At 33.0% G+C, this 16,934-nt stretch carries 10 protein-coding genes and 1 pseudogene; 4 read left to right on the forward strand and 7 right to left on the reverse strand.

Features of this window, described 5'->3' with window-relative positions:
- Positions 1 to 16: 16 nt before the first annotated feature.
- The 5 genes from BM319_RS10445 to BM319_RS10465 all read right to left on the reverse strand — a co-directional run bounded on the left by BM319_RS10445 (position 17) and on the right by BM319_RS10465 (position 4,987).
- Positions 17 to 1,387 carry a PTS transporter subunit EIIC gene (locus BM319_RS10445; RefSeq protein WP_069034296.1) on the reverse strand — a complete coding sequence of 457 codons (1,371 nt, stop codon included), beginning with the start codon at positions 1,385 to 1,387 and terminating at the stop codon, positions 17 to 19.
- A gap of 318 nt (positions 1,388 to 1,705) precedes the next feature.
- Complete coding sequence (locus BM319_RS10450) at positions 1,706 to 2,443, reverse strand: IclR family transcriptional regulator (RefSeq protein ID WP_091022513.1); 738 nt, start codon at positions 2,441 to 2,443, stop codon at positions 1,706 to 1,708.
- A gap of 242 nt (positions 2,444 to 2,685) precedes the next feature.
- Entirely contained in the window at positions 2,686 to 3,387 is a 702-nt protein-coding gene (locus BM319_RS10455) for an amino acid ABC transporter permease (RefSeq protein WP_069034298.1), read from the reverse strand.
- Positions 3,388 to 3,454: 67 nt separating this feature from the next.
- Positions 3,455 to 4,237, reverse strand: a complete 783-nt coding sequence (locus tag BM319_RS10460; RefSeq protein WP_091022515.1) for an ABC transporter substrate-binding protein — start codon at positions 4,235 to 4,237, stop codon at positions 3,455 to 3,457.
- 27 nt (positions 4,238 to 4,264) lie between these two features.
- A complete protein-coding gene (locus BM319_RS10465; RefSeq protein ID WP_091022849.1) occupies positions 4,265 to 4,987 on the reverse strand; it encodes an amino acid ABC transporter ATP-binding protein in 723 nt (240 codons plus the stop codon).
- 219 nt (positions 4,988 to 5,206) lie between these two features.
- Between BM319_RS10465 and BM319_RS10470 the strand changes: the two genes are divergently transcribed.
- The 3 genes and pseudogenes from BM319_RS10470 to BM319_RS10480 all read left to right on the forward strand — a co-directional run.
- A complete protein-coding gene (locus BM319_RS10470) occupies positions 5,207 to 6,589 on the forward strand; it encodes a hypothetical protein (protein ID WP_091022517.1) in 1,383 nt (460 codons plus the stop codon).
- A gap of 738 nt (positions 6,590 to 7,327) precedes the next feature.
- Positions 7,328 to 9,955 carry a hypothetical protein gene (locus BM319_RS10475; protein ID WP_091022519.1) on the forward strand — a complete coding sequence of 876 codons (2,628 nt, stop codon included), beginning with the start codon at positions 7,328 to 7,330 and terminating at the stop codon, positions 9,953 to 9,955.
- A gap of 411 nt (positions 9,956 to 10,366) precedes the next feature.
- Positions 10,367 to 10,841: pseudogene (locus BM319_RS10480) on the forward strand (hypothetical protein); the annotation flags it as partial.
- A 348-nt stretch (positions 10,842 to 11,189) separates the two neighbouring features.
- On the opposite strand, the gene BM319_RS10485 reads toward BM319_RS10480, so the two are convergent.
- Positions 11,190 to 11,501: a hypothetical protein gene (locus tag BM319_RS10485; RefSeq protein ID WP_091022521.1), complete on the reverse strand. Its 312-nt coding sequence runs from the start codon at positions 11,499 to 11,501 to the stop codon at positions 11,190 to 11,192.
- A gap of 412 nt (positions 11,502 to 11,913) precedes the next feature.
- Here BM319_RS10485 and BM319_RS10490 point away from each other — a divergent pair, with 412 nt between their 5' ends.
- Positions 11,914 to 13,239 (forward strand): serine/threonine-protein kinase, encoded by a 1,326-nt coding sequence (locus BM319_RS10490; protein WP_091022523.1) that lies wholly within the window; start codon positions 11,914 to 11,916, stop codon positions 13,237 to 13,239.
- Positions 13,240 to 14,100: 861 nt separating this feature from the next.
- Here the strand turns inward: BM319_RS10490 and BM319_RS10495 are convergent.
- Complete coding sequence (locus BM319_RS10495; protein WP_286143722.1) at positions 14,101 to 16,845, reverse strand: bifunctional YncE family protein/alkaline phosphatase family protein; 2,745 nt, start codon at positions 16,843 to 16,845, stop codon at positions 14,101 to 14,103.
- Between the last annotated feature and the right edge of the window lie 89 nt (positions 16,846 to 16,934).

Below are 16,934 nucleotides of genomic sequence, written 5' to 3' on the forward strand. Positions count from 1 at the left end.
TTTCAGTTAGTTCTAATTACTTGAATTCAACCGCCATTTCATCTTTAAACCCGAATAAATAAGTAAAAATAAAGCCAGCTACATAAGAGATAATAACTCCAGTTAAGTACAATAAAATCTGATTCGTATGAACTAAGAATGACAATGGAAGTCCTGAAACACCGACAGCAATGGTAGCGATATGGAAATGAGCCTGAAATGCTCCACCGATTCCGGCACCTAAACATGCAGTTAAGAATGGACGTCCTAGCGGGAGCGTTACACCAAAGATTAATGGTTCACCGATTCCAAGCATTCCTGATGGAAGTCCCCCACCGATTGCACGTTTTAAGCTTTTTTTCTTCGTTTTAAAGTATATTGCAAACGCTGCTCCTACTTGACCCGCTCCACCCATCGCTAGGATTGGAAGTAAAGGGTCATCTCCAATTTTGTTGATCAATTCAAGATGAACTGGAGTCAAACCTTGATGGAGCCCAGTAACTACTAGTGGAAGGAATGTTGCTCCAAGTACAAATCCAGCTACAACTCCTCCATAATCAAGAACATTTAGCAAGCCTTTTGTAATCGCATCTGATACATAACCGCCAACAGGCATAAATACAAGGTATGTAACGATACCTGTAATTAATAATGCTATGGTAGGTGTGAGAATAATATCTAAAGATTGCGGTACAAATTTTCTTACTTGCCTTTCAACTAAAGCGATGAAGATTGCTGCAAAAAGAACTCCGATTAACCCTCCACGACCAGGAAGAAGATTGTGCCCAAACAATGAGATATCTGCAACTCCAGGGTTAATGACAAGAATACCTGCCAATGCCCCAAGCGCGGGTGATCCACCAAATTCCTTTGCGGCGTTTATTCCGACTAAGATTCCAAGATAAGCAAACAGACCCGATCCAATAACAGTTAAAATAATAGCTAATTTTGAGTCTGCAGCAAGCCATTCCGCTTGAACAATTGCTTTTGTAATACCAGTTATTAATCCTGAAGCTACAAGGGCAGGAATTAACGGAATAAAAATACTTGCGATTCTACGTAAAAAAAGTTTAAAAGGTTTTGCGTTCTTTCTATCAATCTCTGATTTGTTTTTTGAAGCTACCTCATTCAGATCAAAATCAGTGGCCGCCGCAAGCAGTTTATCAAACTCTGCTGCAACTTTATTTACAACACCAGGTCCGAGTATGATTTGAATCGTTTCTTCTTCTACAACTCCTAGAACCCCTTCTGTCTTTTTGATTGCCTCTATGTCTACCTTTGAATGATCTTTCGAAGCTACTCGTAGTCTTGTCATACAATGAGTGGACGTCGTAATATTTTCTACTCCGCCTAAATGCTCTAATAAATGTTCAGCAATTATTAAGTATTTGCTAATCCCCTTTGCCATCTTCATAACTCCTTTCAAAATAATCCTACCTCTTAAAATAGTTTGAAATGTTTATGATAATAGTCAGCGTTGATAGATTGATAGTTTTTTAAATTGTCTATCCTCTCCCTTTCCTAAAAATTTACATCCATAGGTTATTTACCAAAAACAAAATTTCGATTTTTTTATTACGGATTTTGAAATTTTCTTTTAAATTTTACGCTAATGATATCGCTTTTATGACAAGGTATTAAGAGGAAAGAATATGATGAGTCTCTATCAAGTATGTTTATATAAAAAAAGACGCATCCCATGTTAGTGGAATGCGTCTAATATCACCTATATCTTCCCTATCTTCTTTGAAATTTCTTCCGCTGCTTTCATTACTTCTTCGATCAAGAACGGAACACGTTCCTGAGTAAAACGAAATCCAGGTACGTTCACGCTTATAGCAGCAAGTACTTTGTTGTGATATCCAGTAATTGGAGCCGCAATAGCCGCCGTATCCTCTGTTTTTTCACTTTGACTTATTGCATAGCCATTTTGTCTGATTTCAACTAGTTGCTGTTTTAAAATTGATATTGAATCAGGTGAAAGATTAAGTTGATCTAGTACTTGTTGAATTTCATACTCTTTCATATAAGCAAGAATGGTTTTATTGGGAGCACCAATATGTAGTGGAATTCGGATACCCAAATTTTCAGCAATTCTAATTTTTAAAGGACTGTCAATTTTATCAATCACAATTCCATCTATTCCGCTCTCAATATTTAAGTAGATACTTTCCTCTAAAAGGTGCGCCAAACGCTCCATTACTGGTCTTGCAACTAATCTGAAATCCATTTTATCCAATTGACGGAGACCAAGTTCCATCCATTTATACCCTAACTTATAATGCTTGGTTTCAGGTATTTGTACAACAAGTCCATGTTGGATTAAAGCGTTAAGTAATCGGTGAAGCGTACCGAGAGATAGAGATGTTTTTTCCGCTAATTCGGTAATTTGCCAATTACTTTTGGATTCATCCGAATTTAGGATATCGATAATAAGCATAGCTCGGTCAATTGATTGGACCATGATCATAACTCCTATGACTCTTCACTTCTTATCTTGGGGAGTCTGTTCAAAAATCTGGGAAGTTTCCACGTTAGGTGGATTCCCGTTTATTACGTACTGGTAGTATACGTACGTTTCTTTAAAGATGCGTTGACTTAAGTATCTCAGCTCTTCTTGTTTCCTTTCGAACTTGCAATTGAATAATTGTGAGAGTAATTTTTTACATCTATCTTACAAGTTTATCGTCTGTTTTTCCAATTAATTTATAACTTTATTGATTCTAATGATGCATTAGACTTATTTTTTCTTAATTTACGTTTTTTACCACGACTCACATCTAAAGAATCTTCAAGCTTTTTAACTCCAAACGTAATGATTAGTACAAGTGCAAGATAATATAAACCTACGACAATATATGTATTCATTTGTTCAAAGTTAGAGGCAGCCTCACTTAGTCCTGCTCCCCATAAATCTTGCATCCCTACATATGCTACAAGTGAAGAATCCTTTAATCCAATTATAAATTGATTACCTAAAGCAGGAATCGCCATTTTAAATGCTTGAGGTAGTACGATTCTTCTCATTGCTAAAGGTTGGGACATCCCAAGAGAACGGGCAGCTTCCAATTGTCCTTTGTCAATTGATTGAATTGAACCACGAAAGATTTCAGCAATATATGCTCCACTATGCACACCTAGCGCCAATGCACCTGCCCAAAACTGCGAGAATGTAATAATACTAGAAAGACCGAAATATAAAATGGCAATTTGAACAATAAGCGGTGTCCCACGAATGACCGTAATATAGAGATTAGCAATATAATTGAGTGCTTTAATCCGTGAGAGTCTAAAAAATGCAAATATAAGACCTATTCCACTTCCTAAGATAGTAGATACGATTGTCAATTTTAATGTTAATAAAGTTGCTACTAAAAACACATGAAATGTATTTAAAAATATATGCATGATGAACCTCACCCCTCATCTTGTCCTAAAAAAATCTTAGGCTCTATTTTACGCTAGTATTCTATTATTATTTTTCTTCAAGAATATTGCGACCAAACCACTTTTGACTAATTTTTTCATAAGTTCCATCTTTAATAATTTCATCTAAAGCTTTATTAATTTTCTTCTCAAGTTCTTTATCATCTTTCCTTACAGCAATTGCTTGATTATCGTGAGTTAGTGGTGTACCAACATCCTTAATCTTAGCCTTTCCTTCTTTAATGACTCTAAAGCCAACCATTTGATCCGTAATGACAGCATCTAATCTACCAGTTGGAAGATCCATGATTGCCGTCAGATCACTATCATAATCAACTACATTTTCTTTTCCAGTATATTTAATCGCTAAATCTTTATAAGGGCTTGCTTTTACAACGCCAATTTTCTTCCCTTTTAAATCCTCAGCAGATTTGATTTCCTTATTATTATCAGCGACAAAAATCTGAGAACCTGAAATATAATATGGATTACTGAAATCAACCACTTTTAATCGTTCATCAGTGATCGTCATACTCCCCAAAATCGCATCATACTTATTGGACACTAATCCTTGAACAATTGTTTCCCATGGGTTCGTTACTGGTACAGCCTTCATTCCCATTTTATCCGAAAGTGCTTTACCGATTTCAACATCAAATCCAGTTAGCTTTCCATCTTCTTTAAAGTTAAATGGTTTATATAACCCACTCATCGCATAATGAAATTCTTTTGAACTCGCTTGATTACTGGTTTTATCTGCTCCACATGCACTTAGAAACATTGTCCCTGCTACCATTGAAGATAATAAAACATCATACCATTTCTTTTTCATTTCTTATACCTCCCATAATTTTTAAAATTATAAAATACTATTAAGAAATTGCTTTGTTCTTTCATTTTGCGGATTTTCAAAAAACTGTTTAGGTGTACCCTCTTCTAAAATTAAACCTTCCTCCATGAATAAAACTCGATCCGCTACACCTCGAGCAAAACCCATTTCATGAGTGACTACAACCATTGTCATACCTTCACTTGCTAACTGTTTCATAACTTGAAGAACCTCTCCTACTAGTTCTGGATCTAAGGCTGAAGTAGGTTCATCAAACAGCATTACCCTCGGGTTCATCGCAAGTGCACGTGCAATCGCAACCCTTTGTTTTTGTCCCCCTGATAACATATCTGGATATTCATCAGCCTTATCTATCAGTCCAACCTTGTCCAGCAAAACATAAGCAATCTCTTTTGCTTCACTCTTTTTCATTCCTTTAACATGAATAGGAGCTTCAATTATATTTTCTAAAACTGTTTTATGCGGAAAGAGATTGAAGTGTTGGAAAACCATACCAACCTCCGACCGAATTTTATTCAAATCTGTTTTACTAGGTTGAACCAATTCACCATCAAAATAAATGTCTCCCGAATCATTGATTTCTAAAAAGTTTAAACATCTTAAAAGAGTGCTCTTTCCTGATCCGCTTGCCCCTAATAAAACAACCACTTCTTTTTCTTCAATCGTTAAATCAATTCCTTTTAATACTTGTAATGGCCCAAATGATTTACTTACACTTTTGATCTGAATCATCTTCATTCATCCCTCCCATCGAGTAAATAACAACACTTTTTCCATAATGCGGAAACCATTTCTATTTTATCAATATTATACACAATTCCGACTATTCCGTCATTAAGTAATTTTCTTTCAATTTTTCAGAAGTCAATCTGTCAAATCTTACCAATCACCCTAAACTAGGCGAATGCATATATTGTTATCCAATATATGTAACGAAAGGGGGCTATTCTCATGCATGTCGATTTAACTGCCATCCATTGGCTTTATGTAGCATTTATAGGTTTAATTATTTTATTTTTAATTCTGAGACGTGACACTAGCCTAGTCTGCCTCGCAGGAATTTTTCTACTTGGCTTGGTAGCTACTGAGTCACTAACTAGTTCAGTTAGTATCTTGTTTTCAAGTTTCATATACGCCATAACAGAATTACTTTCTACTATTTTAGTAATCTCAATTATTGTTTCTATGAGTAAAGCTTTAACTGATAGTGGAGTGCATCAGGCACTCATCAGTCCATTTACAAAGGTGATGAGGAACGCCACACTTGCCTATTGGACGATTGGTATTGTAATGATGGTTGTATCTTGGTTTTTCTGGCCGTCTCCTGCAGTAGCATTAATTGGTGCGGTTTTACTTCCAGTTGCTTTAAGAGTTGGGTTACCAGCTTTAGGTGTTGCGATGGCAATGAATTTATTTGGGCATGGTATCGCTCTTTCAAGTGATTACGTTATTCAAGGCGCTCCTAAACTAACAGCTGACGCGGCTGGCATTCCGGTTTCAGATGTTTTACATGCAAGTATTCCACTTGTGATCGTAATGGGTGTCGTGACAACTGTGGTTGCTTTTTACTTCTTAAAACGAGATATGAAAAGAGGACTTTTAACAGTCGAATTACCTGAAGAGGATACTAAAGCTGAGGACTATCTGCTTTCATCTACTCAACAAAAATGGATGGCCGCTCTTGTTTTCATTTTATTTGCAGTGGATATTTGGGCGATGGTTCATTTCAATTTACAAGGTGGAGATGCAACAGCTTTAATCGGGGGTACTGCATTAATCATCCTTTCATTTCTATCAATGTTGGGGCATAAAAATAAAGGATTCGAAGAAGTAACAAATTATTTAATTCTTGGATTCAAATTTGGTTTTAGAGTATTTGGTCCGGTTATTCCTATTGCAGCTTTCTTCTATCTAGGAGATAGTGGATTTACTGCAATTATTGGAGATTACTTGCCAAAAGGATCACATGGAATTGTAAATGATCTAGGGTTTGCTTTGGCACATTCAGTACCTGTAAATCCTGGGGTTGCAGGAGTAACTTTAACAACTGTCGGAGCAATTACAGGTTTAGATGGATCGGGGTTCTCTGGAATTTCACTTGCTGGATCTGTTGCTTCGTTATTTGCTACGGCGATTGGTCATGGAGTTGCAACTTTGACAGCTATGGGGCAGATTGCGGCGATTTGGGTTGGTGGAGGAACATTGATTCCTTGGGCATTGATTCCTGCGGCGGCTATTTGTAATGTTAGTCCTTTTGAGTTGGCTAGGAGGAATTTGTTGCCTGTTTTGATTGGGTTGGTTGTTACTACTGTTGTTGCTATATTTTTGATATAACTAAATTGCAGCTTATTTTATTAGTCAAGGTGTTATATGAATAATTTGAGTTATTATTTTCAATTTAATTAACGAGATTCTTTCTAACTAAATAAAAAAATTAAAAAAGCTACTCATTATATTTTAAATAGAAAAGGTGTAGCTTTTTAATTTTTTCATTTTCTTTCAAAAATAATATCCTTTTTTAAATCTACTAATATAATAAAAATATTTTTGGGAACAGTCATTACTACAAAAATTAATGGAAAAATATCCACACAATTAAACACATTATTGAAAGTAAAAGAAAGGTGAGAATTGTAAGGGAAAAAAATAAAATTTTTTATTTATTTACTATTAACATATTATCTATGACTATCCTTTTTCAATTTTAATCCAACTAGATCTAAATCAAAAATAATTGCTGTAAATACTGACAATTAGTTACCTATTTTTTGAATAACTTTGCTTTTCACTTCGATTTAACGATCTGCTTCTTAATATTTATTTATTTTTGTTCAGTAGTTTTTTTCCATCTCAATTTTGCAACTTCTGAATCACCTATAAGTGTCATTAGTATATTGTCTTTAAGTTTCATTAGTACTATCCTTAATTACTTCTGCAAATTTAACTATTTAATAAATTCGTATATGCAAACAACAGATTATAAATTAACAATTGCATGATATGTAATTTTAAAAGACAATATTAATTATGAATATTTATAATATTCAACAAATTAATAAAGGAGTAAACTATATGATATTACATACTAATAACGATTTAATTTGTAGCGTGGATGATCTTTATAAAAAAATAATTAATGAACTTAATAAAGGATTGACAGAAAAAGACTCTATTGTTTTACCTTTAGATTCATGGTTGACAGTCAATCTTGAAGAACATAAGAAACTAGTTGCATTAAGTGTTGATGCTTCTATTTTAGTGAATAAGATAAAAAAATTAATTATTGATTCAATACCATATAAAAGGGAGCAATTACTAAGCTTTTTTTCTTTTCAAAGTCTAGAAGATATTTCCTCCATAAACTCCGGTCATGATACCGACTATTATGATGGGCCTCTACACTCGTATCAAATAGAAATTTTACAATACTTATTATTTTCTACCAATGATATACAAAGGAAAGATAATTTGCTTCAGAATTTTACTTATGACAATGTTGAATTAGACTATCTTATCTTTCAAAATAACCAAGAGAGATATAAAAATTTGACTGTAATAAAAAGGCTAATTAAATCGCTAGCTAATATATGTCAAATTCAGATTTTTCAAAACATGAATTCTGAAAATGCAACGGATTTTGAGCGAGACAAGATTAAAACGAAATTTCTTTATAAAAAAGCAACACTTAGAAATGATACTCAAGCTGTCGACAATTTCCAAAGACATATAGATTTATTTAACTTTGAAACGATAAAAGGTGACACAATTAATTCGAAATATGATAAAAAGGGGTCTTATCCTTTAGAAATTACAACACTGTTTGCTATTATCAATAATAATTTGACAATTAAATTGGAGAATATAAGGCACTTAAAGGAGGAAATATTTAATCTAACGGATTTTAATAACGTGTCAAACGTTATTGAAATAATGGCTGAAGCTTTTAACCTAAAAAATAATTATCTACATCTAATGAAAAATAAATTTGTAGATTTACAGTCCTTTAAACAGTATCTTTATGCAATAATTGATTTGGAAGTAATTCAAAAAAATTTATATAAAATTGATGATGATATATTAAAACTTAACTTATTAAATCTGGGTAATGAAGAAATAATCAAAGATAAATTAAGTCGATTTAAAGGTACATTAAATATTGAGATACAAAATCTACACATACCAACAAAAAATCAAAAGATAAGGAACAGTAATCTAACTTTTCAATATATTATTGATAATTATCTATTGGGTAATAATTATGATTTAGATGATTTTAATCATTTTATTATAAATAATCCTGTTTTGATGAAGCCTTTCATAAAGGTAGAGGAAAATTATTACCTACCATGTTACAATGCAGTAACTCATAATTTACATTATATAATTCATGAATGTCTCGAAGACGGAGGTGAAAAACTTAGGGAGAAAGAGTGTAAGCCAGCTTTCTTAGAAAAAGAGATAGAACAACTTTTTAGTGAATATGTTAGTGGTGCTAAAATATATACTGGTCTAATTTACCATCAAAATGAGGATACAAATAACTTTAATGAAAATGATTTATTAATAGTGTATGGAACATACGCATTCCTTATAGAAGCAAAATCTGACAGACTTTTATATACTGCTAAACACGAAAATGTAAAAGATTTAATAGGTAGATCAATAAACAAAGCTACAAAACAAGCTCTAAATTTTAAATCCTATTTAAAGGACCAAGTTGGTAAAAAAATAAATATTAAACAAGAAATCCAAGAAAATAAGAAAAAATACCGTAGAGATATTCAGGTGGATTTAAGTTCGGTTAAGGAAATTTTTGTAATGAACGTTACTTTTGACTCCTGGGGTACTATCTCTACGCAACTTAATAGTCTAATTGCAGCAAATTATATAGTTGATACAGAAGGATTAGGTATTAGTATATCTGTTCCAGATCTTAAAGAAGCTTTAATTTCCTTATCAAGTTCAACACAAAGGATTCATTACATAGTATCAAGAATTATTTTTGAAAATAAATATAAGTTTTTTGGAGATGAGCGAGATATCCTAGCCAATTACATTAAATTTAGATTACAACATAATCAAGGAATTATGGATAGGGATATTTATTTATATGGTTATTCATTAGAATTAAATATTTCTAGGAATGAATACGCTTTACAAACAAAGATATTTCACCCAAATAAAGCTTTTACTAGTGAACTTGACGTAAAAATATCAAAAATAATGGATATGTTTGTGATTGAAGCAATTAATTCAGATTCATTACTTCGAATTACTGACAGTATGAAAATCTTAAAAATGTGGCATACCTTCCCTTCATTACCAAATAATATCTCAACACTTATACATGAAAGTATAAAAGATAGTCCAGTTATTAATAAGCTAGATACAAAAACTAGTTTAATAAGCACACTTAAAAATGAAAATCAAAATTTAATTATTAATAATATTTCCTTTCTTATTTTGATTTACCAAAATAAGAAGATAAACGGAAATAAGACAGAACTTCTTCATAGAAGAAGAATTACTAAATTATTTGATGAAAGTCGCGAAGATATTAAAAATAAAATGAGAAATCTTGGAACTTCTGAATGCGTGGTTCTTGGTATTGACTTTTCATCCGATTTAAACATCAATGCTTGTAAATTTGTTTTCTTTTTCGATTCAATTAACAACGTATATGAAATATTATATTTATAATAAAACCATTCTAAAGTTAATTTTTGATTCTAATTTAGTAAAAGAATTAATTAAGAGAAACAGAGAGAACATTTATTCTCTGTTTCTTCTCATTTGTTAAAAATGAAATAAGCAAAATTTAAAGAAGATTTATTATGTACTCTGATAAAAACATCTGTTCGAATTACTTCTGTTAAGTTTACTTAAATTAACTGTACTAAACTATTAGTTTTTACCCGAATTACATTATCTTTCAATAGTAGATAAAACTTAGATATAGTATACTTTAATACAATTGACATTCTTTAGTTTTAGAAGCAATCAATTGTTCTTCAATTTGTTTAGCTAAAGTTTTTTTTGCATATTTATACCATCAACTTATTAATTTACCAAAATTCTAGCCTTGAAGCCTTCTTCATCACTATATGATTCAAATTTGGGTTTAGAGTATTTGGTTCGGTTATTCCAATTGCTGCATTCTTCTATCTTGGGAATATTGGATTTACTGCAATTATTGGAGATTATTTGCCAAAAGGATCTCATGGAATTGTAAATGATTTAGGATTTGCTTTAGCACATTTCGTACCTGTAAATCCAAGGGTTGCAGGAGTAACTTTAACAGCTGTCGGGGTAATTACATGATTAGATGGATCTGGATTCTCTGGAATTTCACTTGCTGGATCTGTTGCTTCATTATTTGCTACGCCAATTGGTCATGGGGTTGCAACATTAACTGCTATGGTGCAAATTGCGGCTTTGGGTTGGTGGTGGAACACTGATTCCTTGGGCGTTGATTCCTGCGGCGGCTATTTGTAATGTTAGTCCATTTGAATTGGCTAGACGGAATTTGTTGCCTGTTTTGATTGGGTTGGTTGTTACTACTGTTGTTGCGATTTTCTTGATATAGAAGACAAAAAATCAGCTATTAAAATTTAATAGCTGATTTTAGTCGAATATCAATTCCATTTTTATATAACGTTTACATATGTTTGTACATTCTATACAGTTTAACTTAACTACAAATAAAATCAGTCAGATATATTTTTAATATTGAATCTGTTGAATCTATTGGATTTATTTATTTTCCTACTTGTTTTAATTTACCATGGAGATATCAATATTGACCAAAAAATATCATTAATTTTAATTTTATATTTAACATTATTATTAGCTAAATCTTGTGCTTAATTGGAAAATGGCTGATACCCCCAAAAATTTTTATTTTATCAGTTGCACTACCTTTAAGATTTATTAATTATCTAAATTTACGTTTCTCAATCATAACTTCTAGTTCTTCTTTCTTTAAGTATACATCTCTAGCAATCTTTAACCAATCCCTTAATCTATCTAATGGCTCTCCACCATTGTTTCTCCAGCCATTATCATAAAAGCTATCTAATACTAAGTGTAAAATTTTTTCATTACATAAGGCATTTGTACATATAATTAGCTGAACATTCCCTTGCCAAAATCCACCCTTTTTAACTATTTCCCCACAAATTATACATTCATTTGTTTCTAACTCTTCTAAATACGGACCTTTTAATAACTTTGAAAATTGCGTCATAATTTCTCCTAATTTCTTCTTTTTTATTAAATAAATCTTCACTCTCATATATTTTATTTAAACTAAGTTGAAATATTTTTAATATTTGTTGCTTATCATAATAAAGCTGAATAATGCATTTCTTATATGTTACCCTACCCTTTATCAAGCTTTAAATTTAAAATGAATCTTTACTTGGCATGATACTAGTTTTAGTATAAATTACCAAATTCTGAAATACAACATTGCAGATTTGTTCTGGCCTTAAAGCTTATAATCCTATTAATTACTCGAGATAAACATCATAGCTTGGTAGAATTAAATTTTAATCGTTACAAAACAGTTCAAAAATTTTTTTTTTAAATTTTAATATATATTAAAATATGAGAATTGATATAATATTCTTTAATTATAACTTTATGGAGGCTTAGTAATGAATATACCCCCACATACACCAATTCTATATGAAACTTTTAAATCGCTTGGAAAAGGTGGCTTCGGAGAAGTGTATGAAGCTAAAAAGTATTTTTCTGATGAGGTCGTGGCACTAAAAATTCTTCATCAAGTGAAAATGGATGAGATTGGCATAAAAAGATTTGAAAGAGAAATTAAAATTCATTCTCAACTCGATCACAAAAACATTGTACCTATTTTAGAATATGATCTTGGAGAAATAGATTATATTCCCTATTATGCTATGCCTTTGGCAAAATGTAATTTTGTTACCCTTCTCGCTCAATATAGAGAAGATAACCTTAAACCAATGGATGATGAGATTGCACGTTATTTTTTCGAGCAACTTATAGATGCACTTGAATATGTTCATGCAAACAATATTATTCACAGAGATTTAAATCCCAGAAATATACTTGTTTATGATAATGATAACCTGAAAATTAGCGATTTTGGTTTAGGGAAATTTATAAGAAAAGAAGTAACTGTGTTGACAGAAACGAAAGTGGGTATGGGAAATGACATTTATACTGCTCCAGAACAGTGGGAAGAAGAGAATGCTAGAAATGTAGACGAGCGTGCAGATATTTACTCGCTTGGAAAAATTCTGTATGAAATGCTAACTGGAAGCCTTCCAATAAGTATTAACCCTGATATAATTTCAAATTCAAAGTATAAATTTCTTATAAAAAAAGCTACTCAATATAGTAAAGAACGACGCTATTCAAGTGTGCATGAGTTAAGGAGACATTTCGATTTACTTAGTAATAATGTCAATAACAACTCTCCACAACAATTTGATGAATATTTAAAATATTATTTCCAGACTGGAGCAAATGTTTATTTAAATGATATTTTAGATCTTCTAATATCTAACAATGATTATACGTTATATACAAAGTATTTTATGAAACTGGACACTAAAATTTTATCCGTTTTTAAAGTCCATTTTTATGAAAAGTATCAAGAAGTTATTGAAAACTATTTTACACAAATTGAGGGAAAACACACATTTGAATTTACTGATAAGATTGCATTGTTTTTATTAAATTTATATAGTATAGAACCAAATAATGATGAACTCTTTGAGAAAATAACAGAGCGACTCCTTACGTTAGCACATGACCATAAAAGATTTTTCATTGCAAAAAAGTTGGCAGAACATGTATCTAATACTAAAGAACTAAATAAGGTTTTAACTATTATTGATATACTTCAAACAAACCCTAAAGAGGCCCGTTGGATTAATATCTATCTAACTAAGTACTCTCTACCAACTGTATTAAAAGAACATCTTAGTCTATGAAGTATATTAATTAAAATTTTACAGATCAGATTTAATTTAAGTTTAATATTTCTGCCATAACTTTAGTGCTATTTGTCTATTAATTAAACTACACCTCCGATTGTTAGCCGTGTCTAACAATCGGGGTGCAGTTCATAATTGAAATGTGCTTTTTTAAATGAAAGGAATAAACCTGAGACTATTTTCTTTCATTTAAAAAAGGTCCTACTAATAATTATAAATCAATAACATCGATACATTTAATAGTTTTCCAACCTTTAAATGCAATTTCATCATCATGAATAAATAATTCTCCACGATGTGAAAGTAAATCTTTCACATGAAGTCGAGTCATTAATGATGATTTCTTTTCTTCAATTTCAATGTTCTTATACGATATCCTAAATTATTTGAATCTATTAAAGATCTAAATGTTAGAATATTATTATCAACAAGGTTTGTCATCTATTATTTGGGAATTGGTAAAATAATTAAAAATATTTTTCTGTTAGTTTCAAGCTTAATTATCTTAGTATTTTTAGTAAGCGTTTATGTATTTATCTTAGCATCTAGTAAGGTAAATTTTACTAAAACTCCTTGTCTGTATTGTAAATTTTTCCACTATTATATTTAATAATTATGATGCTTGCATGTTTTGATTGGATTGGTTGTTACTACTGTTGTTGCTATTTTCTTGATTTAATCAAGTAATTTAAAAGTGCTATCAGATAAGTTAGTTTAACTTACTTATCTGATAGCACTTTGTATTGAACGTTATGAATCTAGAACAGTTATTAAACTTTTTCTAAAAATGTGATTACTAAGAGGCTGACTCCAAAAATAATGCAATCAGCCTCTTTCTCTTAAATATCCTTCACGTTTTTAATTATTCGCTGGATTAGGTGCACTACTTTCAGGTTGCTTCTGCACTTCTTCTGGGCTAAGCGGTTGTTTATCCCCTGGATACGGCTGATCAAAACCTTTTGTTGCGTACCAAACAGAATGATTCAGCATATTGGCATTGACTTCATCCGGAGAAGCATGTTTTCCAGTAAATAAGCTCTTGTTTTTGTTAGACCATTCCGTCCATTTTTTTGAGAGTTCTTTTGATTCTGGTGTAACTTGATCTGTATTGGCAAGTGCAGCTGTATTGGCGTTCGGCTGTCCGTTTAATATATCAAGCGGTATTTGGTTAGGCTCGAAGTTATATGGTGTATAGTCTGGCTTGTTTGTAAAGAGCTCGCTCATCGGTTCTGCAGCAGCATCATTTTGGTTCATAGCCGGGAGACCAAGAATTTGCTCGATACTTCTTACCATATTTATGACAGTCCAATAATGGCTGTCCGTAATACCTTTTTTCACCCATGGACTGATTACATGCGCAGGCTGGCGATGTCCATCGACATGGTCTAATCCATTTTGTGAATCATCTTGCGTTATGAATATGACAGAGTCCTTCCAATAAGGACTATGTGAGATAAGGTCAACGATTTTACCAATAGCAAGATCATTATCAGCAACCATTGCTTGTGGTGTAGGAGAACCTGTTGCATTTCCTGCAGTATGGTCATCCATTACCCATAACGTGTTTAAAGCTGGTAAATCTTTATTTTTAACGTGCTCTTCAAAACGTTGCTTAAATATTTCAAATCGGTATTGATCTGGAATATTCGTGTCAAAGGTTGGGAAAGGTTTATAAGTAATCGGCCCGAGAGATGGAATATCGTATGTTGCCGAATAGTTTCCTATTGGTACGTGAAGCTCTCCCTCTTTCTGTCCAGAAAGGATTTGATAATCTTTGTACCAGTCCGTCCATGTACCAAATGGTGCTGATCCGGTGAAACCAGTTGTATCTTCGCCGAAGTTTTCCACAGATATGTTATTTTTTACTGCTTGATCCCATAAGTGTCCTGTAGGTGCGTACGCCATCGGATCACCAGCCCCTCCAGGGTAGCTTCTAACATTTGCTGAATCTGTTTCTTTATCCTCATAGTCCGTGTTCGTTCCTTGCATTACCCATTGGTGTCCGCTTGCTGATTGAATACCTGAAGTATATACGTTATCAAGGAGCGGGAAGGTAGTTGCAAGTTTGTGAATGTTTGGAGTGACTGCTTTTGGGAACTGAGTTAAAGCTGGTTCTCCATTTCCTTTTCCTAGATCTCCTAGAACCTGGTCATAAGTGCGGTTTTCTTTAATAATATAGAATACATGTTTGATTGTTGAAGGCTCACCAACACGCTCAGGCATAGCAACTGGTTTTTTATTATGTCGAGGTTTTGCGTTCAAGTTCTTTAATCCAAACCAGTTGTTGTTAGCAAAAACTTGCTTAGTTCCTTTCGCAAGATCCTCGGTAGAAGGGAATGGGATTAATGAAAGAGAACCAATTTGAGCATATGACGATTTCCCGGTAACCTTAACTCCTTGAATCGTTAAATCACGTGCAGGTCCACGAGAACCAATCCCATCCGCATTAGCAACAATTAGCTTCTTATTTTCAGAATCAACAGCGATATCTACTGGAAACCAGGCTGTCGGCAAGAGTCCTTGCAGTTCAGGAGTCTTTTTAGGTCCCTGCCAATCGTATACTGCAATCGCATTATCGCGGCCAAGGCTGACCATTAATTTGTTATCTACCACTTTTACAGCATTTGGTGCTGAGCCTTTAGCAGCTTTAGGGTATGGTTTGATGTCGATCGTTTGTGCGACGGTATTAGTTTTAGAATCAATAACAGAAATCGTGTCACTATTTGTATTTGCTACAAATATGTATTGGCCCGACTGTGTCATACGTTCAGGCTGCACACCAACTTCAATCGTCTTTATTACTGTATTCGTAGTCAAGTCAATAACAGATACTGTTCCTGTCGAAGTTGCACCTGTTTTAGGGTCCACAACCACATTTGTCCCCGAAGAATCTACCGTTGTGTCTCCTTCTTTTGCGGTACGGCCACCTTGGTTCGTTACATAAGCAAAGTTGCCTTTGACTAATACACCTGTAGGCGCATTTTCTACTGCTACTTTCGTTACAGAGCCGGTTTGAGGATCAATAACTCCAAGGCTGTTATCACGGTTTAGGGCAACTAGCAGCTTACCTTCTTGTGTAACCACTATATCAAGTGGATTAATATTTCCGCCGACGGATGCTTTGGGCAGATTAATACTTTTTTTGATGGTTGGGGTTCCATCTTCACTAACTGACATAACGACTACTTTTCCAGTTGTTCCTGATGAACCTGTTGCATATAGCTGGCTACCATCAGCAGAATAAGCTAATCCCCACATTTGAGAGAGGCCTAACGATAAATCTTGAGTAGTCAATTTTCCTGTCGAAAGATCGACAATGTTAATCCCTTTTCCACCGTAATTATTGCGTCCAACGATTGTTGCTGCTGTCTTACCATTTGGATTTACAGCAACCGAAATCGGATTGCCCCCAAATTCAATTTGCTTTCCTGCTGGTGTGATTAATTGATTGGCTGGTACTAATACGGAGCCGTCTGCCTGAGGACCAACGAGCCTCTCTCCAAAAGCATTATCATTTGCAGCATAAACGCCGGCAGATCCTAACAATACAGTACTTAAGGTAATCCCAGCGAGCAGTTTCTTCTTATTTCCTTTTTTCTTCATTATTCTTCACTCCTTTCTGAATCTTCTTAAAGAATACGCCTATTCTATTAATCTACTATTCAAGTTTAGTAAATTTATATAAAGGTTAT

Source organism: Bacillus sp. UNCCL81 (assembly GCF_900112535.1).
Lineage (GTDB): Bacteria > Bacillota > Bacilli > Bacillales > Bacillaceae_G > Gottfriedia > Gottfriedia luciferensis_B.